Origin of the sequence: Nitrosopumilus maritimus SCM1, from assembly GCF_000018465.1 — an archaeon.
GTDB lineage: Archaea > Thermoproteota > Nitrososphaeria > Nitrososphaerales > Nitrosopumilaceae > Nitrosopumilus > Nitrosopumilus maritimus.
Window position 1 is genome coordinate 1,464,007 of sequence record NC_010085.1, and the last position, 20,249, is coordinate 1,484,255.

Genomic DNA, 20,249 nt, shown 5'->3' on the forward strand with positions numbered 1-20,249 from the left:
TATAGACCCAATTTTTTTATGTAGTTCATGGAAGAAAGAGAAGAAACAAGAAAAATACAGTTTACAGGTAAATCATCGTATATAGTTTCACTACCAAAACAGTGGATCATGGATTTGGGATTAAAACAAGGTGATCAGATTAGAATGGTAAGAAAAGGCTCATCAACCTTAGAGCTTTATCCTCCAAAATTTGAATCACGTAGTCAGAAAAAAGAAGAGGCAATAATTGAAATCAATTCTGAAGAAAAAGCATCATCAATTGTTAGAAAATTAATTTCACTTTATTTTCTGGGATTTAAGACAATTAATGTAAAGCCGAAAGATGGGAGATTAAGCCCCATTCAAAGAAACACGGTAAAAGAAGCAGTAAAGCGAATGTTGATGGGTTCTGAAATAATTTCAGACTCCACTAGTGGAATTACAGTACAAGTTCTAGTAAATTTGCTAGAATTATCAGTTGATGGAGCATTCAAGAGGATGATTCACTTGGCAAAATCAATGTCAAGTGATGCATTACTGGCAGTGAAAGAAAACAATGAGGATTTAGCTCAAGAGGTAATCAACACAGATGACGAAGTAGATAGATTTGGATTCTACATCATTCGTCAGTTAAAGATAGCAATCCAAAACGAACACATGCTAAAAGAGATGGGCTTTAGAAATCCTAGAAATTGTCTGGGATACAGACTAGTTGTAAAAAATATAGAGAGAACAGGAGATCACGCGGCATTTATTGCAAAAGATCTCTTGGAATTCAAAAAACCAGTGAAAAAGGAGATTTTGCAGAAATTACAAGACATGAATGAGTTCTGCTTAGCATCACTGGATGAAGCATGTCTGGCTCTGTTCAAGGAAGACTATGCACAGGCTGAAAGGACCATTGAGAAAACCAATGATATTGCAAAATTTGAGAAAAAGGTTAGAGAGGCTTCAAAATCGCTGAAAGATGATGAGGAGATTTACAGGGTCAGAAGAATGACAGAGAATATCAGAAGGATTTCTGAATATGCCAGCGATATTGCAGAAATTGTCCTCAATATGAACATAGAAAAGGCAATAAAAAAAACGGCATAGATTATTGAACAGTTAGAATCTTTAACTCGAATTATAGTAAAAACATGGAATCAAGATGAAATCAGCAATTCTAATCACATACGATAAGGAAGATGTGATTAATGAGGCAAAAGGGCTTTGTGATGCAGCAGGATTTCAAGTAGTCCATACAATCAAACAGAAATTTTTGAAGAGACCAAAATACGGCATCAGTGGCGGAATTTTAGAAAGACTAGAAGAGATTTCAGAAAAAATTAGGCCAGACGTCATAGTATTTGATGAGGTTCTAAAACCAAGTCAGAACTACAACTTAGCAGCAGCGTTGCATAGAGAAATTTTAGATAGAGAAGCATTGATTCTTGAGATTTTTGAAAGTAGAGCATCAAGTGCAGAATCAAAGTTACAAGTAAAGTTAGCTCAGCTAAGATATGAAATGGCCAGAGCAAAAGAAAAAGTTCGACTTTCAAGTATGGGTGAGCAACCAGGATTCATGGGAATAGGAAAATTCGAAGTTGATGTTTACTATAATGATATCAAACACAGGATGAATACTGTTAGATCAAAATTAGAAAAAGCTGGAAAACAAAGAGAATTGCACAGACAGGGAAGAAAAAGAATGGGATTCAAAACAATCTCACTTGCAGGATACACCTCAGCAGGAAAGACTACCTTGTTTAACATGATGACAGGCGAGACAAGAGACCAGAGTAGTGAGTTGTTTACAACACTTTCAACTACTACACGCAGAGTTTCAATTAATCAGGAGCCATTTTTGATATCAGATACTGTAGGTTTTATCAGTAAATTACCAGCATACATGATTGATGCATTCAAATCAACTCTAGAAGAACTGGGTCACACAGACATCATTATTGTGGTAATTGACATTGGTGATTCAATATTTGAGTTAAAAAAGAAATTTTCAAGTTGCATGAGAACACTAAGTGAATTAGGAGTTGAGAAAGACAGAATGGTATATGCTCTAAACAAATCAGATTTGTTAGAGCATAGTGAAATTGAAGAAAAAATTGAGACACTAAATCTAGTAGACAATAAAAAATGGATTCCAGTTTCTGCTAAAACTGGAAAAAATGTAAAACAACTCAAAGAATTGATTGGAGATATTTTGGAGAGTCATAATTCTCACAAATTTGGAAAAAAGATAGGAGTTGAAGAGACATTTGGTAATTGAAGTAGTACGAATTGGGCAGAGATTAGTAAGAGATGATAGAGTTACAACTCACGTAGCATTAGTTTCAAGAGCATTTGGTGCAGAAAGAATTTTCATGACAGAAATCAATCCAGAAATCAAAGACACGTTAGGAAAAATTAATGATACATGGGGAGGCAATTTTGAAATTGAATTCATTGACAGTTGGAAACCAATTGTCAAAAAGAAAAAAGAAGAAGGTTTCAAAATAGTCCACCTTTCAATGTATGGTGAAAAAATTAATGATGCTCAAGAAGAAATTAGAAAAGAAGAAAATTTGTTAATAGTTGTAGGTGCTGAAAAAGTGCCTAGAGAAATTTACGAGTTGGCCGATTTCAATGTGGGAGTAGGTAGCCAGCCACATTCAGAGATAAGTGCTCTTGCCATTCTTTTAGATCGTATTCAAGGAGGGCAACAATTTGAGAAAGAATTTCCAAATGCAAAACGGAAGATCATACCCACAAAAACAGGCAAAAATGTACAGGTAAAAGAAACAAGGGATTAATAATAGAAAATCAGGAGAAATTAGAGTTGGTAGACAAGTACGAAGATCCTTTTGTTAGAATTGCTTCAATGATTGGAGGAGATGAATATCTCAAAGTAGCTCGTTCATTGCTAAAAGCAGAAGATGCAACTGATGAAGAGATTGCCAGTTCTACAGGACTTAGAATCAATATGGTAAGAAAAGTTCTCTATGATCTTTTTGGAAAATCACTAATCACAGGTATTAGAGTAAAAGACGAAAGAAAAGGCTGGTTTGTCTATAGATGGAGAACTAGAAGAGAGGAAGTCGAACACTTTATTGAAAATCAAAAAAAGAAAATCGAGGAGAGATTACAGCAAAGACTAGATTATGAGAATGCATCTGATTTTTACCACTGCGGAAATGAGGATTGTCCAAGAGTAACGTTTGAGGATGCTCTTGAGGGAATGTTCAAGTGTCCTTCATGCGGAAATGTCCTTAATCTAAAAAAGAACGACAAATCAAAGAAAGCATATCAAAAGAAGATTGATGAAATCAAAAAAGATATGCAACAAGTGTTCTAATTAAATTAGTAATAGTACTGAATTTGAGGTTACTAGAATAAATAAGAGGAATAATTCTGACAGATCCTGAGTCAAATTACTACAGTAAACCCTGCAACAGGTGAAGATATCACCACATTTTCAGCAATGGATAAAGATCAGGTATTTGAATTAGTTAGAAAAGCAAAAAGAGCATTTCCTGAATGGAAAAAAGATTATGAAAAACGTAGAAGTTACATTTACAATCTAGTTGAGCATTTAAAGAAAAACAAAACAGAGTTGGCAAAAATTGCAACTAAGGAAATGGGAAAAGCACTAAAAGAATCAATTGGTGAAGTTGAGAAATGTGCTTGGGCCTTAGAATTTTATGCAGACCATGGAGATAGTTTTCTTTCTGACGAAGTACTAAACACAGATGCAAGAAAGAGTTTTCTAACATTTGAACCACTTGGAGTAATTGGTTCTATCATGCCATGGAACTTTCCATATTGGCAAGCTCTAAGATTTGCAGCTCCATGTTTGATGGCAGGAAATGTCATTGTGATGAAACCATCTAGAGTCACAATGCAATCAGGAATTGAAATTGAAAAAGCATTTGCAGATGCAGGAATACCTGACGGAGTATTCTCAACAGTAGTTGGCAGTGTAGATTCTGCAAATCACCTTATTGATTCAGAAGTTAATGCTGTGACATTTACTGGAAGTACAAATGCAGGAGCAAAAGTAGGTGAGAGGGCTGCTATGAATCTTAAAAAATGTGTTTTAGAATTGGGTGGAAGTGATCCTTTCATAGTTTTAGATGACGCTATTATTGAAAAGGCAGCTGATGGTGCAGCAAAAGGCAGATTCATCAATTGTGGCCAAAGTTGTGTAGCCTCAAAAAGATTCTTTGTAGGCAAGAACATTGCGGAAGATTTCATTGAATTATTCATCAAAAAGGCATCTGAGCTCAAAGTCGGAGACCCAATGTCAATTGAGACAGATATTGGACCGCTATCAAGCAAAGATGGATTAGAGACAATTTCTGGAATTGTAGAAGATGCAAAAGCAAAAGGTGCTGAAGTATTACTAGGCGGAGAAGAGATGGATGGAAATGGATATTTCTACAAACCAACAATTCTCACAAACATCACACCAGACATGAGAATTGCAAAAGAAGAGACATTTGGACCAGTTGCACCAATAACAATTGTTGAAAATGAAAGTGATGCAATCAAGATGGCAAATGACAGTGAGTTTGGATTAGGTGCAAGTATTTGGACAAAAGATCTTGCAAAAGCAGATAAAATGTCAAGAAGAATCGAATCAGGAATTGTTAGTGTAAACAATGTAGTAATTTCAGATCCAAGAATTCCATTTGGTGGAATAAAACACAGTGGATTTGGAAGAGAATTATCAAGATATGGAATGTTAGAATTTGTAAATCTAAAATCGGTTAGATTCTATGATAACTTGACACATCATCATTACGTAGAATAATTTTTCATAGTTGAAATTATGAGCATCCTTTAAGTATAATTTTAGCGTATTATATGGTGACGAGGACACTCGATGACGTGTTGTTGAGTGAAGATCAAAGAGATCTTGGGAACGCCTTGAGCTTTGAGATACATTCAGAGTTCATGATTCCTCTGGGACAAAGTCCTCGTCAAATTCTTCATCATCTTCTTCATCATCACATTCTTCTAATTCGATATGTGTAGGAGTTCCATCATCTCCAAAGAAAATTTCGATGCAGATATCAGTAGATAATGTAGAGGCTAAAGTTTCAGCTAATTCTTTTGGAAAATTTCCTAATCTACTTGGATCAGAGGAATATCGATATTCAGTTACTACATCATCATGATAGAAATCTAACTCGATATCTCCGTTTGCAAATTTTCGTACAGCAACTACTTGACCAAATATGCTGTCAGCCAAGCCTACTTTCCTTGTTCAGCAACATCTCGTGTGAGATTTTCAGCAAGATCTTCATAGTGTTGCCTGGATTTTCCTAAATCTTTGAGTTTGGCAGCTTCAATTTCATTTAATTCCCCATCAACCTTCTGTGCAACATATTGCAATCTAGCTTCTGCCATCATAAACAATCGATTATTTTCTTTCCAAAGATGTTCAGTAATATGTTCCACATATTGTTTCATATCAGAAATTAATTTTGCAGATTCACCTGAAGAAAGATATTCTTTTGCAGAAGCTTCCATGTTAGATGCAATTTCTCGAGAACGTTCATGATCTATTAACATCATTGCGATAGGACCCATATTTTTTGGCAATCCAGCTTGTTCTAATGCAGGAAACAAAGAATTCTCTTCTTTACTGTGATGACAAACATCTGTAAAGTTTTTTGAAAAATCAATAACAGGAAGTAAGATAGATTCAGGAATTTGTTTATTTTCATTTAATAATTGAATTGTAGCATCCATTGCTTTGACAACTTTTTCAATTAACTCATGATCACGTCTTAATGATGCAGTTGACATGACGAATGTAAATTATTTCTAGTATCTATATCTTAGTTTTTTAAAATAATTAAAAGATAGAAAGTGTTAACGATTTTTCGTTAACAAGTGGGTTTAACGATTAGAAAGTTTTTTTGATTTCACAAATGCCCAAATCTTTTTGGTCATTTCACTTGGGGCAATTGGTTTTTTACCAAATATTTGTTCAGCAGTTTCTTTGCGACCTGCAAAACTAATGGCATATCCACCAAATGCTGGTTTCTTTGCTTTTGATTTGGTTGCTTTCTTTTTTGGTGCAGCCTTTTTCTTTGGTGCAGCCTTCTTTTTTGTGGTAGTTTTTCTTTTGGTTGTTTTCTTTTTTACTGCCAATTTCTTGTAGTTGTATTCGAAATAAAGTATAAGAACTTAGAGCTTTACGTAATGTAAAACTAGATGATTTTTGAGCCTCTTTACTGATTTGAGTCTGAGATTAGGAGAATGAGAAATTCTGCTAAATCCAGTACCTCGTAAATAGGAAATAGAGTCTTCTCCACCAAGTAAGTAAGGAGATATCGTTAGTATCATTTCATCAAAGAGATTATGTTTTACAAATTCCCAGTTTACAGTTCCTCCTCCTTCAACCAGTATTGTTTTGATTTTCTTTTTTGATAGTTTTTTCAACAGTAATTTTAAATTCACAGAATCATTACCGGTACTAATTATTTCAACAGGGAATTTTTCTAGTTTTTCAAGATTTTTTTTAGTAATTTTTTTAGATATTGCAATTATCGTTGGAACTTTGTTACTTGATTGAAGAATTTTTGATGTTTTTGAAATAGTACCTTTAGAATCTAAAACAATTCTGATAGGGTTTTTTCCTTTAACATGACGAACAGTCAAGAGAGGATTATCACGTGATGCGGTATTTTTTCCAATAAGAATTGCATCTACACTTGAACGTAATTTATGAAGTCTTTGAATATCTTTTTGTGATGAAAGTTTTGAATCGTTTGTTTTAGTTGCAATTTTTCCATCAACAGATATTGCTCCACTTAGAATAACATGAGGTCTAGATTTTTCCATGAACTATTTTACCTCCAATCATTACTGCTTGGATTGCAGATTCAGATGCTCTATGTACAATAGATGCATATGGTTCATGCATTGGTTCTAAATCTAATGCATGTTTGTTTAGAAATATGCAATCAGCAATTTTTTTGGTTTCAATTACTCCAATGTCTTTTTTTAGTATTTTTCCTCCATTTACGGTAGCCATTTTCAAAATTTCTTTAGGATTGATTCTTTTTTTATGAATGCCCATTGTGACTTTCCAAAGATAATCCATTTCTCTGAACATGTCAGGAGAGTTTATCATAACATTATCTGTGCCTAATCCAAGCGTACAACCGGCCTTTTGCATCAAAGTAATGTCAGGAATTCCTTCAGCCAAAGAAGAATTTGCTCTTGGGCAAACTACTATTCCTCGAGTTTTTTTTGCAGCTAGATGAAGATCACTGTTTGATGCATGAGTCATATGAATAAGAAAATGAGGTTTCATGGACAATGCACGAATCACTTCAGATTTTCTAGTCATCTTTTTAGATCTTGAAACGCTCTGTTTTGTTTCAGCAGAATGAATTGCTCGAATCTTTGATGTCTTTGAGTAATGATTCAATGTTGAAGTACTGTTCTCATTTGCACCACTAACTCCAATACCATCACATTTTTGAAGAATTAGAGGCAATTCCTTGGCTTTTTCTTTAGGAATGGGGAGATTTTTTTTGATTTCAGTTGAATTTTGGTAGAAATTAACCCTACCCAAAATAATTGATCGGATTGGAATTTCAGATAATGTTTTTTTCAACAAGATAACACCATCTAAACCCCCTTCTCTAAAATCAACAAAGGTGGTTATTCCTTTTCTAATCATAGAATGACATGTATTTTTCATAAAATTAGACAAATTTTCAGGAGGAGTGTTTTTTAGAATTTTTGACTTTGCCCCAAAAACAGGATGTATTTTTTTATCTACAGAACTTTCTAGAGTGACATCTTTTCCAATTGAATCACCTATGTGTGTATGTGCATTGATAAATCCTGGGATCAATAAAAGATCTTCACAGTCAATAGAATCCTCTTTACCACTTGGTTTAATGTTAGGTTGAATTCGTTTGAATCTACCATCTTGAATTTGTACATTTGTTTTTGAAACAAATTCTAATTCTTTTCCTAAAAGGAGACTAATGTTCTTGATTAACATGATAATTCATAAACTTCAGGTTTTTCTTTTCCTGAATCTCGAATTTCACGAATTGTATCAAGCGATTTTGTGGCTAATTTTACAGCATCTCTACATGTAGAAGCATTACCAATACCACAATTCAGAAAAATCTTATCATCATTTTTTATCATGTTAATGAAATCTTGTACAGATTTTTTTCCATCATCACTTGCAACTACCATAAAGTTATCACCTCCCATAAAAAACGTAAGTGAATTTTTTTCCAGAAAATATTTTGACATTCTTGAATATAATTGAAAGATTATAGATGAAATCTCATATGGAGAATTGGTTGTTCTTTTAGATGAAAGATCATCAACGTCCAAATGCATTATAGTGATTTTAGAATCAGATGTGTCATCATTAACAAATCCAAAAATATTGTATTGTTTGTCTAGTACAACTTCATTCTTCTTTCCGTCATATGCTTTCAAATTTGCTTCAAATGGAGATTCAGCAAAACCAATTGAAATTGTTAGATATACTTCAAATGATTTTTCCAGTGTTTTTTGAATTTCAATGTGTTCTTCCAAGCCAACTCCATTTGAGACAACAAAAAATTCATCAGCTCTGTTTAGAAAAACAAGACAATTCTTTTCAGAAAATAATTTTTGTAATTGTTTGTACAGAGATGCTTGAAGCATTTGTAATTCATGCTCTCTATCGCTGCCCAAAGTTAAAGTCCATGGACCATAACCTGTTATTTTCAAGATACTTAGTTGAATCATTTTTGAATCCTTTTGAGTTCTGATGAAATCTTTACGACTGCTTCTACGGCACGTTCAGCTACAGGTCTAATTCGGGCATGGGCATGTCTTTCCTGCATTCCAGGACCAGATATTCCTAAAGATACAGGTTTTTGGTGTTTAATCGATAAATCAGTAAGTGCCTGAGCAGCAGCATGAGAAATAACCTCATCATGTTTGGTTTGACCTTTGATAATGGCACCCAAAGTGACTACAGCATCAACATCATTTTTTTGTAACAACGTATCAACAATTATGGGCATATCATATGCGCCTGGAACAGAACAAGTATAGGTTATTTTTAATTTCAATGAATCAGCTTTTTCTTGTGCTACTGAAAGCATTCTAGATGTCACTTCGTCATTGAATTCCGAAACCACTATAGCAATATTCAAAATTAATGCACCTTAGCGTATTCTAGTAGTTCTTTTCCATCAATTAATGGAATTCCATTTTGTTTTGCAAACTTTTCGGCTTTATCAACAGACAATGCAGTATATGTTTCAGCATCCATCATTTCACATATTGCAGATACTGGGGTTAAACCTGCAATCTGTGTAAGATAGACAGACATTTCTGTGTGTCCTTGACGTGCTGCTAGCAAACCTTTTGATGCAATAAGTAAAGGAACGTGTCCTGGTGTTTTGAAAGATGATGCAAACTTTTTTTGTTTATTTTCAACATTGTAAATATTTGCCATTTCTCGTATTGTTAATGATCTGTCATTATCAGTGATTCCAGTATAGGTTTGATAATGATTTACAGATAAGGAAAATGTTGGATGATCACCATAAGGAGCTAATCCCATAATCATTTCTTTGTTAGATATAGAAGAATCAGCTAAAATGTCATGCATGTATTTTAGTTCAAGTGAATTGGCAAATTGATTATCTATTGCAATACAAAGTAATCCACCAGCATGTTGACGCATTCGGGCAACATGTTCAGGAGTAACAAATTCTGCTGCAACCATCATATCAATCTCATTTTCTCGTCCAGCAGAGTCAAACAAGAGAACAAATTCTCCTCTTTTTAGAGATTGTAGTGCAGTTTCAAGAGACATAAACAAAAAAATCCTCAGACTGATTATAAAGCTTACTTGAGAATTGGTAATTACCAATAAAGTGGTAGTTTTTCAGGCTTATTTTAGAATATATTTTCCGAGAATGTCAGTTTCAATATTAACTTTGTCGCCTACTTTTTTTGTTTGAAAATTAGTAACCTCAATTGTATGAGGAATTAATGAAACAGATGCAAGATTTTTTTTGATGTCAGTTACTGTCAAACTTATTCCATCAACTGCAATAGAACCCTTTTTGACTACATATTTTGCCAATTTTTTAGGTACTTCAAACCAAACTTGAACCTCTTTGGGTTTTTTTTGAATTTTTTTAATTATTCCTACACCATCCACATGTCCTAAAACAAAATGACCTTCTAGTCTATCTCCAGCCTTTAAACTTCGTTCAATGTTCACTATTCCACCAACCTCAAGATTACCAAGATCAGTTTTCTTTGTTGTTTCTTCAATCATCTCAAATATACAACTAGATTTTGATAGTTTTGTTGCAGTAAGACACACACCATTTAGGGCAACACTTTGTCCAATTTTCAATCCCTTTGCATGTTTACCAAGATTTACAGTCATCTGTACTGCACTTCGATTTTTTGTATTTTTAGAAATTTTTTCTACTTTACCTATTCCTTTAACAATTCCGGTAAACATCAAAATCATCTAATAACTGACGTATAAAATGATTTAGTTAATTTTCATTTTAGATTTTTTTGAATCTAATTCTTCAAATTCATTTTCACAAACCTGATGAAAAAGAGAGCATTTGTTTTCTTTTGCTGCAATCTTGATTTTTTCCATATCTTTGTTTAGAACCCCTTGAGCTGCTAAAAATGCATTATCGCTATCTCCTAATTTTTCAAATAGTTTCGATTTTGCAAGAGGTATTTCTTTGAGGCTAGAATCTACCATTTGAGCCTTATCATAAAATTCAACTGCAACTTCATAGTCTCCCAAATGGCTGTGAGATATTGCTTTGTTCATCAAAGCTGTAACGTCTGTTGGGTCTATCGCAAGTGCTTTTTCATAGTATTCAAGCGCCTCTTTGTGTTGATTTGATTCATTTAATGACAATCCCATACTATTCAACGCCCATGAATCTTTAGGGTTAGAAGAGAGAATTTCTTCACATAATTTTAGAACTTGTTGGTACTCACCTAAACTTTCTAATGCATAAATTTTATTTTTCAATGCATATGTATCTGATTTTTTTATTTCAAGGACCTTATCACAATAAGATATAGCTTCTTGATATTTTTCAAGATAAATTAAAGACAAGCAGATATTTTGAAGTGCAACCATATCATTGGGGATTTTTTCTAGGAGACTCTTGCAATAATTATACATCTCTTCATATTTTCCTGCATTAAACATTCTAGTTATGACATTGCTAGGATCTAACAGATTAACCATTTCTAATAATTAGATAGAATCTCATTATCTTTAATCTATTGCAAGATAAAGATGAATTATTGATTATTTTAGGACTTTACGAATGGTTTCATTCAGCACTTTAGAGTAGCTATAGGAAGATTGTTCTTGTTGAATTAATTTTGCTTGACGTAGGCGAAGTTTCTTATCAATATCATCGTCAATCATTATGGTAACTCTCTTTGCCATGCGTGAAAAGTATGATGTTTATAATATAACATTATGTGAGGAGTCCCAAAAATGGGAATTAGGTGTTTATGCTTGATATAACATGTTCAATATTGAAGGGTTTTTGAACTATAGTTACATTCAGTTTTTGTAATTTTTCCTCAGTTACTGTACTAGTATCAGCTGTCACTGCAATTATACGTGCTTTAGGTTCAATCTCTTGGATTTTTTTGATTGCATAAAATCCAGAACCATTAGGCATGTTAATATCAATAAGAGTAACATCAGGTTTCAATTTTTTATATAGTTTCACAGCAGTAATACCATCAAATCCATTTCCTACAATATTGATTCCTTTTTCTTCTAGAAATTCAGAAAATAGTCGAACAGTATCCTCATCATCATCAATGATAATAACAGATCTGCTCATAAATTGATAAAACAAATGTGTTCTTTATATTTTAGATCTCCAGATACCATATATGCCAGGATTAGACAAATTAATTTCAACATCAATCCCTATCAAAATTAAGAAAAAAATTGATGCAGATACACTAAAAAAAATTGAACGAGAATTATTTTTAGAACATGGAATGTCAATTAAACTTGCTACAGAACATTTTCAGACATTATTAAAAATCATTAAAAAAAATTCAGAATTAGACATTAAGGAATTTGAAAATAAATGTCTAAAAGAAATCATTCAAGTAAAAAAAGTGAAAGAAAATTATCATCTAACCATACTTGATTCAAAACTGGTTCATGTGATTTTAGATATGTTTGGAGATGATGAGACTAGAAAAATGATCACATACATTCTAAAGAGTGAACACACCATACCAGAAATTCTAAGAGAATCAGGAATACCTAAAACCTCAGGATACAGAAAGATAGAGAATCTATTAATCAGTGGATTTTTCATAGAGACTGGAAAAGTGCTTAGTGAAAGTAAAAAAATATCAAAAATACAGTGTATTTTTCAAGAGATTTCGATAGATGCAAAAAAAGAAAAATTGACAGTTAGTGGTATTGTGCCTAAGAAAACATTTGAAAAGAGCACAACAATGAAATCCATTCTTAAAGAATTATAGTCTACTTTACAAGATCAAGCAAGGCTTTTGCTTGTTTAAAGTGAACTTCATCAATCATTTTCCCTTCAACAGTAGTAGCACCTTTTCCTTTCTTTGTTGATTCAAGATAGATTTTGCAAACTTTTTCAGCCCATTCTATTTCATTTTTGTTTGGATGAAATAGTTTGTGAGTTACAGAAATATGATCTGGATGAATAATGCTTTTTCCAGAATAACCCAAACTTTTTCCAACTTTGCAGTCATTTTCTAATCCCTTTGAGTCTTTGAGATCCTGCCAGATTGCATCTATTGCAGCTACACCGGCAGCTCGTGCATCCACAGGGATTTTTCTTCTAGAATATTTTGCTCCATCGGCATCTTTGGTATATTCTACACCAAGATCATTTAGGAGATCAAACACGCCAAAGACTACTGCAACTACTCTTTTACTGCTAGATGCGATTTGGTATGTATTAACAACACCTTCTGCAGATTCAATTGAAGGAATTAGTTGTATTGGTTTTAGTTTTCGTTTTTTCTCCAATTCTGAAATGATTTTTTCAATTTTTTTGAGTTCTTTGGTATTGTTTACTTTGGGAATAACAATTCCATCAATTCCTTTTTGAACAATTTCTTTAAGATCAGCAGGAATTTTGCCCGATAAAGTGGAATTTGTTCGAACAAAAATTGAAGACTCGTATGACTTTTTAGATTTGAGAGCAGTTTTGATTAGCTTTCTTGCATTAACTTTTTCATTGTCTGGGACAGAATCCTCTAAATCAAAGCACACAATATCAGCCTGAAGTTTTTTTGCTTTTTCTAGAAATCTAGGATTGTTTCCAGGAACAAAAATGAGACTTCTGAAGAGCTGAGTCATTAAATGACTAAGCGCCTTCAGGCTTCATAATGATTTTGCCAAAGAAGTCACCCTTTAGCATCTTTGTATGAGCCTCTGCTGCTTGTTCGAAGGTAAAGACAGAGTCAACAATTGATTTTATCTTTCCTTGACCCATCCAGTATAGACCTTGATCTAATTCAGCTTTAGTTCCTTGTGTTGAACCTAAGACATTGATTCCTTTGAAGAAGATGTGTCTAAGATCTATTTGTGCGTCATAACCTGTTGTTGCACCACATGAAACTAGTGTTGCACCATACTTGAGCAATGTTAGTTGCTTGTTGAAGTGAGTTTGACCAATGTGATCAAATGCAAGATCAATTCCAGGTGCTTCACCTTTTGTTTTTGCAATTTCTTTTGAAATTTTGAAGACTTCTTTACTCCAGTCGTCTTTTCTGTGGTCTACTGCATAATCTGCTCCAAGTTCCTTACATTTGTCTAATTTGTCAGGACTTGCAGTTGCAATGACATCACAGTTGTATAGTTTAGCAATTTGAATTGCAAAGCTTCCGACACCAGAACCACCACCCATTACGAGTACTGTTTGTCCTGGAGTAATCTTTGCTCTACCAACTAACATGTGCCAGGAGGTAAGAATTGTCATTGAAGCTGCTGCTGCATCTTCATATGAAACTCCATCAGGAATTTTTGAAACATTGACTTCTGGTAAGTGTATTTGTTCAGAGTATGCACCCCATAGTGGTCCAGTTTGGAAACCCCAAACTTGTCTTCGGGTACAGTCAAATTCTCTTCCATCAGTACATGCACTACAAACTCTGCATGCAAGATTTGAGTGAGAGACAACTCTGTCACCTACTTTGAAATTTTTAACATCTTCGCCTACGGCGATAACATCTCCAGCTACATCAGAACCTGAAACATGTGGAAGAGGAACTGCTACTGGAACTCCTCTCATCCCCCAAATATCATTATAATTTAGGGCAGATGCTTTATTGGTAAAAATTACCTCATCTGCTTTTGGTTTTGGTTCGTCTATATCCTGGACTTTAAGGATCTTAGCGTAATTATCATCTGGTGCATATTCATTGTATACGACTGCTTTCATGGAATTACAGGCTGGTTACCCATAATTATATTTTATCTGGGATCAGACACGATTAAACTTAAATTCACGTTTTGGTTGTTGGGTTGAAAGTAAAATTTGCTTTAGTTGATCGTCTGTAATTTGTCCAGGGATTTTTCCCTGAGTTGCCATTCCTATCAAATATTGTTCAACTAAATCAGCCAGTTCTGGTTTTACCATTTTGATATTGTTTAATCTCATTCTTGCTTCAGGAACTAGGATTTGTTTTAGAATCTGTTCTTTTTGTGCAGCTAGTTCGTGATTTGTATTGTCTTGAGGTTGATCGTTTGATTCAGGAAAACTCATTTTGAATCTAAGTGTAAACTTTCAATTGAGGATTTTCAACAATCATTTCTTTTAGAATTTCTGTTGCTAATCTGTCAAGTTTTTGCATACCTTGTTTAGAAACTATACGTCCTTTCTTCTCAACCTTCTCCAAGTAACCTAATTTCTCTAGTCCATGGATGGCATTTCTAATAATTGCACCGCCAGCGTCTTTGTGATGAGCTGCACCATAACCAGATGGTTTACCGCCACCATAATCTTTTCTTAATTCGTTAATTCCAATTGGACCATGAAGGTAAATTTTTCTCATAATTGAAGCACATCTAGTATGCCACCAATCACGGTTTTGTGGTGGTTTGTCAGCATGAGCTCCAGTTTTTACAAATGGAATCCAAGAAGGAGCTGGAATATCTTCATTTTTTAGGATCTCAGCTAGCTTTCCTATCAATACATCTGCTGGTACATCGTATACCTTTGCCATGAAGACAAAAAATCGAGAATCGTCTTATAAATCATTGAGATATTATTTTGCGATACGTGTGCCCACACAAGTAGCAAGATATTCTGATCGACTTGACAGATGCTCTACCCAAACGAATTCGGGAATTTACTCCAGGCGCAATGAATGATTTACATTTTTTGCAAAAAACCATCCGGAGTTCATAAGGCATTCGGATTTTGTGTCGAGTGCTAATTCGTCTTGCAAGAAGAGCTTGGCGTTGAGAGAGTTCAGGATCGGTTTTTGCGTTACTAATTGCATTTTGTATTAGAATTTGCATTCTCTCCATTGCAAGTTTTCTTACTGCAGGTTTCACAATAATTTCTAAAGTCACACCTAAAAATTACTTCTCATTAAAATCAAAGATATGCAGTCAGCGGGATTCGAACCCGCGTCACAGGGTTGGAAACCCCGAATACTAACCAGGCTATACTATGACTGCAACAAAATGCAAATTTTTATGCCTACATAAAAATGGTTTTTTCGTACTCATAGAGCATTCTGGCAACAACAGTATGACCTTCAAAGGGTTCATTGCCAACTGAATACATCTGGGCAAATTTTTTTTCAATAGAATCTGAAAAATGTCCTTTCTGGAACCCTCCAAACACAAGACAATAATCAGTATTGATCTCAGATACAATTTTTTCATACGAATTTTCAGTTCCCTTGGTAGAGAATCCAATTATTTTTGAAGGGTTTATTTCATCAATTAATTCTGAAAATGTTTTATTTTTGATTTCAAGTAGTGTTTCATTATTTGCAATTATCTTTTTTTCTTTATACAATTTTTCAATCAATCCTGCAAACCTATGATAAGATTTTGGCACATGCACATTTTGACCAAAATAGATCACCTTATCATCAATTGTATGAACATAGAGTTTGATTTTGTTTTTTAGATAAAGTGGAATTGTTGTTGCTTCAAGTATTGAAAAATGCACAAGGTCTGGTCTACCTCTCTTTAATTCATTGATGATTCCTTTCATTGCTGCAAAGTGCCATGAGTTATCTAGTAGAATTTCCGATGAAAGTTTTCCGAGTTTTCTTGCATGAGAAATTACTGATTGATGATGTTTTAGTTCAGATGGAACAAGTTCTAATGCTGATTCAGCTAAAACTACAGAAATCATTTTAGTTTAACATCTGAATTTGATTCTTAAATTCATTCCAACCTGATTTGGGATTACCATTTTCATCAAACAATCCAGCATTGCATACATAATGATCTAGTCTCTCAATTACATGCTCACTACTGCCAAAACCTGAACCTCCTACTGTGAGTTTGTCTTCTCCTACCTCTTGTACTTCGAATGCACAAGTTCCTTCAGGTTTGTCATTTTGCCTATACCATGTGAAAAACTCTAGTTCAGATTCATTTTCTGCATAAAATTCAAAGGATTTTTCTAAAAATTCAGTCTGAGATTCTTCACTTCCTCCAACAAAGTCAGAGGTACTCCAGCTAATCTCAAAAATTGCAGCATTCCTATCACCTGCCAAATCAATAATTTGTTCTAGGTCTTCTTTTGCTTGTTGTGGGGTTTTCACCATATCACCTACTGTATCTACAGGAGAATAAGAGAATGCAACAAAATCACCAACATCCAAATCAGTCACAATGTTTTGCAAGTCCTTATTCAAAACTTGGTGTAATGCAAATGCATTTCCAATTTTTACATCAGGATGTTTTTCCTTAATTTTATCATATACTCCAACGAATAGTTCTTTGTAAGGAGGAATGTTTTGTTCGTAATATCTGAATTGAGATTCTGTTTCTCCTGCAAGAATTACAGTATCAACAATATGGTATCGAGACAATATTGCATCAAGAACACTAACTACTCTATCTTCATTTAGTGATTGGATAGGTGGTTTTCCAATCCAATCTGGAAATGGTCCTAATGTTTCTCCGTTAATTATTGAAAAGTAAAGTGTAACTTTGAGATCGTTTTTTTGATTAAAGCTCATCAAGGCATCAGAGTATTGCCAATTGTATTCTCTATGTTCTGGTTCAATTAAATTCCAAAAGAGATAGACATTGCTTCTTCCAATTCCAGATTCAGATGCAGTAGAATAGATTTCATCTAACTCTTGTAGTGTTACAGATTGATTTGGAGAGTTAATTACTAGTCCAATCTTCTCATTAGTCTTTACAGGTGTAACTTCAGGATTTGAATCACTAGGAATACTGAGAACTCCAGCTATAATGGCAATAACTACTGCCACGCCTATACCTACGCCTAGAATCTTCTTATCCATACGAATTCAAAAAGAAAAGAAAGTAAAAAAGTTGTGATTCTGTTATCTATCCAGAAGTACAACCACTAAATCCACATTCAATGCAGATACTGCAACCTTCTACAAATACAAGGTTGTTCTTACATGTTGGACATAGACGATCTTCTGCAACTTCTTCTTGTTGTTGAATTGGTTCAGATTTGATTTCTTCGTCATGTACCTTTAATGCAAGTGCTGCATTAACTTGTGATTTGATGTATGGGTTTGTGATTTGTGTTGAAACATAGTTTGTTACATGTTCACTTGGTGTAACATCAAATGTTTTTTCTGCATTTTCACTTGTCATATGAAGAACTTGTTTGTGTCTAGAGCCATCACGGTACACTGTGATACCTTTTAGACCAATCTCATGTGCCAACAGATATGCAGATTTTACATCTTCTGCAGTTACATCATATGGCATGTTGATTGTTTTTGCAATTGCATTTCCAATCCAGTCTTGCCATACACCTTGAGCCATCAAGTGATCAGACCAGTGAATGTCCATTGCGGTTACAAAGACATCTTGCATCCATTGAGGAATTTCATCAATTCCTTTCAATGAACCATAGTTGTCTGCAATTTTTGCAAGGATTTCATCGTTGTATAGGTTATTTTCTTTTAGGACTTGTTCAACAATCTTGTTTGTATAGAAGAATCTTCCTACAGTAACTCTCTTCTCAAATACCAATGCAAATGCAGGTTCCATTCCGTTTGAACAATCTGCAATCATTGACAAAGTACCTGTTGGAGCTACTGTTGTTGTTAGGACATTTCTAATTCCATATTGTTTGATTTTCTCAACTAGTGCATCCCATTCATAAGAGTGAGATTCTTTTGGCTTTTCATAATAGCCTGCAACAGGAATCTTTCCTTCAGGATATTCCGTCTTGGAGCACAGTGGGAATTCACCACGAGACTTGGCAAGGGCTACACTTTCTTCCATGGAATAGTATGTTAAGGCTTCAGATAGTTTGGATTGTAATTCATATCCCTCTTTAGAGTTGTATGGGATTCTTAGTTTGTACAAGAGATCTGCTACTCCCATTACACCTAATCCAATTCTTCGGGATTCCTTTGATGCTACATTGATCTCTGGAACTGGATAGTGATTAACATCAATGATGTTATCAAGGAATCTTGTAGTCTTTCTGATTGTTTCTTCATATCTTTGCCAATCAAATTCATAGGTTCCATCTGCTTGTCTCTTTACGAGATTTACTAAATTGATAGAACCAAGATTGCATGATTCGTATGGGTAAAGACTTTGTTCACCACATGGATTTGTTGCACGTAATGGTGCTTGTCTTGCTTTTGCAAATACATTGTATTTGTTAATTTGATCAAAGAAGATCAAACCAGGTTCTGCACTCTTCCATGCAGATAATGCAATCAAGTCAATTAGTTGGTGTGCGTTAATTTCTTTAACTGGTTTTTTGTCACGTGGACTACGTAAAACATAGTTACCATCACTAGTGTTTACAAGTGCATGCCAAAAGTCTTCCCAAACACCAACGCTGACGTTAAAGTTTTCTAAAACACCAGGTTCTGTTTTGTTTGTGATGAATTTTTCAACATCTGGATGCCATGCTTCAATTATACCCATGTTTGCACCACGTCTCTTTCCTCCTTGTTTAACAACTTCAGTTACAGTGTTAATGATGTTCATGAAGGAAACCGGACCGGATGCAACACCTGATGTTGATGCTACAATGTCACCTTCTTCACGAAGATCAGAATAGTTGATTCCAACTCCACCACCAGATTTGAAGATTAATGCTGCATCAGAAGTTGATTTCATGATTTCTTCCATGCCATCTTGCATTCCAAGTACAAAGCATGCAGAGAGTTGACCTAGTCTGCCACCTGCATTCATCATTGTTGGAGAGTTTGGCAAAAAGTCTTGAGAAACCATCAGATCAAAGTACTCTGTGATTTTATCAGCATAGCCATCTAGTTTCTTTGCTGCAAGTAGTGTCAAAAGTTCTTTGAAGCTTATCTTCATGTGACCTTTGTTTGCAAGTGTTACGTAGTGGTTGATGAGTGATCTGAAATGCCATTTGTTGAAGAAATAGTCTCCAACTTTGAATTTGTAATCAAAGGCATCTAGTTTTTCAAGATAAGACTTTGCTTCTTCTACATCTTGTTTTGTATTTCCAGATTTGTCAAAGACTTGGGCGTCATACATGAGATCACCAATTCCGACAAGTATTGCGACTCTCTCAAACATTTGAGTTGGAGATTCAATAATCTCATTCTTTCCATTTCTGAAAAGGTATCTTGATGCTAAAACTCTAAGACAATTCAAATCAAACTTTTTGGAGACTGGATCAAGGGCCTTTAGATTCAGGACCTTCATTTTCTCGTCTCTTAGTTTTCTTCTCTCATGTCTGTAAACAATGTAGGCTTTTGCAATATCGCTATTGCCACTGTCAATCAAAGTAGACTCTACAATATCTTGAATATCTTCAACAGTAGGGCTTCTCGTACTAGTGAAGCCTTGCTCTACTAACTTGTTAACAACATTATCTGCTAACTGATCGGCTAGACCACGGTCGGCTTTAGAGGTGGCAGCCAATGCCTTGTAAATGGCATTTGAAATTTTATCCTTATTGAAAGCCGTTACTGCGCCACTGCGCTTACGGATCTCATTGATAGTATTTTCTATTTGTGAATTATCCATTATAATCTCCCCGCAAGGGTTATGATCAATG

The 20,249-nt window shown here is 34.4% G+C and carries 26 protein-coding genes and 1 tRNA gene; 6 read left to right on the top strand and 21 right to left on the bottom strand.

The features are described 5' to 3' along the window. Window positions 1-27: 27 nt before the first annotated feature. The 5 genes from NMAR_RS08580 to NMAR_RS08600 all read left to right on the top strand — a co-directional run bounded on the left by NMAR_RS08580 (window position 28) and on the right by NMAR_RS08600 (window position 4,768). Window positions 28-1,074: a phosphate uptake regulator PhoU gene (locus NMAR_RS08580; RefSeq protein ID WP_012215987.1), complete on the top strand. Its 1,047-nt coding sequence runs from the start codon at window positions 28-30 to the stop codon at window positions 1,072-1,074. Window positions 1,075-1,129: 55 nt separating this feature from the next. Next, the gene (gene hflX / locus NMAR_RS08585) at window positions 1,130-2,245 is read left to right on the top strand and encodes a GTPase HflX (RefSeq protein ID WP_012215988.1); all 1,116 of its coding nucleotides are present in this window, start codon (window positions 1,130-1,132) and stop codon (window positions 2,243-2,245) included. Continuing rightward, a complete protein-coding gene (locus NMAR_RS08590; RefSeq protein WP_012215989.1) occupies window positions 2,235-2,768 on the top strand; it encodes a tRNA methyltransferase in 534 nt (177 codons plus the stop codon). The genes hflX and NMAR_RS08590 overlap by 11 nt, the downstream gene beginning before the upstream one ends. A 26-nt stretch (window positions 2,769-2,794) precedes the next feature. Next, the gene (locus tag NMAR_RS08595) at window positions 2,795-3,310 is read left to right on the top strand and encodes a transcription factor (RefSeq protein ID WP_012215990.1); all 516 of its coding nucleotides are present in this window, start codon (window positions 2,795-2,797) and stop codon (window positions 3,308-3,310) included. Window positions 3,311-3,376: 66 nt separating this feature from the next. Beyond that, window positions 3,377-4,768 (top strand): aldehyde dehydrogenase family protein, encoded by a 1,392-nt coding sequence (locus NMAR_RS08600; protein ID WP_148680234.1) that lies wholly within the window; start codon window positions 3,377-3,379, stop codon window positions 4,766-4,768. Between the two features lie 141 nt (window positions 4,769-4,909). On the opposite strand, the gene NMAR_RS08605 is transcribed toward NMAR_RS08600, so the two are convergent. From NMAR_RS08605 to NMAR_RS08655, 12 genes are all read right to left on the bottom strand, one after another. Then, entirely contained in the window at window positions 4,910-5,209 is a 300-nt protein-coding gene (locus NMAR_RS08605; protein ID WP_012215992.1) for a hypothetical protein, read from the bottom strand. Between the two features lie 2 nt (window positions 5,210-5,211). Next, window positions 5,212-5,769: a hemerythrin domain-containing protein gene (locus tag NMAR_RS08610; protein ID WP_012215993.1), complete on the bottom strand. Its 558-nt coding sequence runs from the start codon at window positions 5,767-5,769 to the stop codon at window positions 5,212-5,214. 93 nt (window positions 5,770-5,862) lie between these two features. After that, window positions 5,863-6,117 carry an SWIB-MDM2 domain-containing protein gene (locus NMAR_RS08615; RefSeq protein ID WP_012215994.1) on the bottom strand — a complete coding sequence of 85 codons (255 nt, stop codon included), beginning with the start codon at window positions 6,115-6,117 and terminating at the stop codon, window positions 5,863-5,865. Between the two features lie 36 nt (window positions 6,118-6,153). Further along, on the bottom strand, window positions 6,154-6,810 hold the full coding sequence (locus NMAR_RS08620; RefSeq protein WP_012215995.1) for a 2,5-diamino-6-(ribosylamino)-4(3H)-pyrimidinone 5'-phosphate reductase: 657 nt from the start codon (window positions 6,808-6,810) through the stop codon (window positions 6,154-6,156). Further along, on the bottom strand, window positions 6,797-7,987 hold the full coding sequence (locus NMAR_RS08625) for an amidohydrolase family protein (RefSeq protein WP_012215996.1): 1,191 nt from the start codon (window positions 7,985-7,987) through the stop codon (window positions 6,797-6,799). Before NMAR_RS08625 ends, NMAR_RS08620 begins: the two co-directional genes overlap by 14 nt. Then, complete coding sequence (locus tag NMAR_RS08630) at window positions 7,981-8,736, bottom strand: GTP cyclohydrolase IIa (RefSeq protein WP_012215997.1); 756 nt, start codon at window positions 8,734-8,736, stop codon at window positions 7,981-7,983. The genes NMAR_RS08625 and NMAR_RS08630 overlap by 7 nt, the downstream gene beginning before the upstream one ends. Beyond that, the gene (gene ribH, locus NMAR_RS08635) at window positions 8,733-9,149 is read right to left on the bottom strand and encodes a 6,7-dimethyl-8-ribityllumazine synthase (protein WP_012215998.1); all 417 of its coding nucleotides are present in this window, start codon (window positions 9,147-9,149) and stop codon (window positions 8,733-8,735) included. Before ribH ends, NMAR_RS08630 begins: the two co-directional genes overlap by 4 nt. A 2-nt stretch (window positions 9,150-9,151) precedes the next feature. After that, entirely contained in the window at window positions 9,152-9,817 is a 666-nt protein-coding gene (gene ribB, locus NMAR_RS08640) for a 3,4-dihydroxy-2-butanone-4-phosphate synthase (protein WP_012215999.1), read from the bottom strand. A gap of 78 nt (window positions 9,818-9,895) precedes the next feature. Next, the gene (locus NMAR_RS08645) at window positions 9,896-10,480 is read right to left on the bottom strand and encodes a riboflavin synthase (protein WP_148680235.1); all 585 of its coding nucleotides are present in this window, start codon (window positions 10,478-10,480) and stop codon (window positions 9,896-9,898) included. Window positions 10,481-10,513: 33 nt separating this feature from the next. Beyond that, window positions 10,514-11,239 carry a tetratricopeptide repeat protein gene (locus NMAR_RS08650; protein ID WP_012216001.1) on the bottom strand — a complete coding sequence of 242 codons (726 nt, stop codon included), beginning with the start codon at window positions 11,237-11,239 and terminating at the stop codon, window positions 10,514-10,516. A gap of 63 nt (window positions 11,240-11,302) precedes the next feature. Further along, window positions 11,303-11,446: a hypothetical protein gene (locus NMAR_RS09870; protein ID WP_187146538.1), complete on the bottom strand. Its 144-nt coding sequence runs from the start codon at window positions 11,444-11,446 to the stop codon at window positions 11,303-11,305. Window positions 11,447-11,504: 58 nt separating this feature from the next. After that, window positions 11,505-11,855, bottom strand: coding sequence for a response regulator (locus NMAR_RS08655; protein WP_012216002.1), 351 nt, complete (start codon window positions 11,853-11,855; stop codon window positions 11,505-11,507). A gap of 52 nt (window positions 11,856-11,907) precedes the next feature. On the opposite strand from NMAR_RS08655, the gene NMAR_RS08660 reads away from it, so the two are divergent. Beyond that, window positions 11,908-12,516 (top strand): hypothetical protein, encoded by a 609-nt coding sequence (locus NMAR_RS08660; protein ID WP_012216003.1) that lies wholly within the window; start codon window positions 11,908-11,910, stop codon window positions 12,514-12,516. Window position 12,517: 1 nt separating this feature from the next. On the opposite strand, the gene NMAR_RS08665 is transcribed toward NMAR_RS08660, so the two are convergent. The 9 genes from NMAR_RS08665 to NMAR_RS08705 form a co-directional block, all read right to left on the bottom strand. Further along, complete coding sequence (locus NMAR_RS08665; protein ID WP_012216004.1) at window positions 12,518-13,372, bottom strand: HpcH/HpaI aldolase/citrate lyase family protein; 855 nt, start codon at window positions 13,370-13,372, stop codon at window positions 12,518-12,520. 7 nt (window positions 13,373-13,379) lie between these two features. Further along, complete coding sequence (locus NMAR_RS08670; RefSeq protein WP_012216005.1) at window positions 13,380-14,456, bottom strand: zinc-binding dehydrogenase; 1,077 nt, start codon at window positions 14,454-14,456, stop codon at window positions 13,380-13,382. A gap of 42 nt (window positions 14,457-14,498) precedes the next feature. Beyond that, window positions 14,499-14,780 (bottom strand): DNA-binding protein, encoded by a 282-nt coding sequence (locus NMAR_RS08675; RefSeq protein ID WP_012216006.1) that lies wholly within the window; start codon window positions 14,778-14,780, stop codon window positions 14,499-14,501. A gap of 7 nt (window positions 14,781-14,787) precedes the next feature. Beyond that, window positions 14,788-15,240 (bottom strand): 30S ribosomal protein S19e, encoded by a 453-nt coding sequence (locus NMAR_RS08680; RefSeq protein WP_012216007.1) that lies wholly within the window; start codon window positions 15,238-15,240, stop codon window positions 14,788-14,790. Between the two features lie 31 nt (window positions 15,241-15,271). Then, window positions 15,272-15,538, bottom strand: coding sequence for a ribonuclease P protein component 4 (locus tag NMAR_RS08685; protein ID WP_187146584.1), 267 nt, complete (start codon window positions 15,536-15,538; stop codon window positions 15,272-15,274). A gap of 88 nt (window positions 15,539-15,626) precedes the next feature. After that, window positions 15,627-15,700 (bottom strand) — tRNA-Gly (locus NMAR_RS08690). Between the two features lie 22 nt (window positions 15,701-15,722). Next, entirely contained in the window at window positions 15,723-16,391 is a 669-nt protein-coding gene (locus tag NMAR_RS08695) for a ribosome biogenesis protein (protein ID WP_012216008.1), read from the bottom strand. A gap of 1 nt (window position 16,392) precedes the next feature. After that, window positions 16,393-17,517, bottom strand: coding sequence for a hypothetical protein (locus tag NMAR_RS08700; RefSeq protein WP_012216009.1), 1,125 nt, complete (start codon window positions 17,515-17,517; stop codon window positions 16,393-16,395). Between the two features lie 46 nt (window positions 17,518-17,563). Beyond that, entirely contained in the window at window positions 17,564-20,218 is a 2,655-nt protein-coding gene (locus tag NMAR_RS08705) for an adenosylcobalamin-dependent ribonucleoside-diphosphate reductase (protein WP_012216010.1), read from the bottom strand. Between the last annotated feature and the right edge of the window lie 31 nt (window positions 20,219-20,249).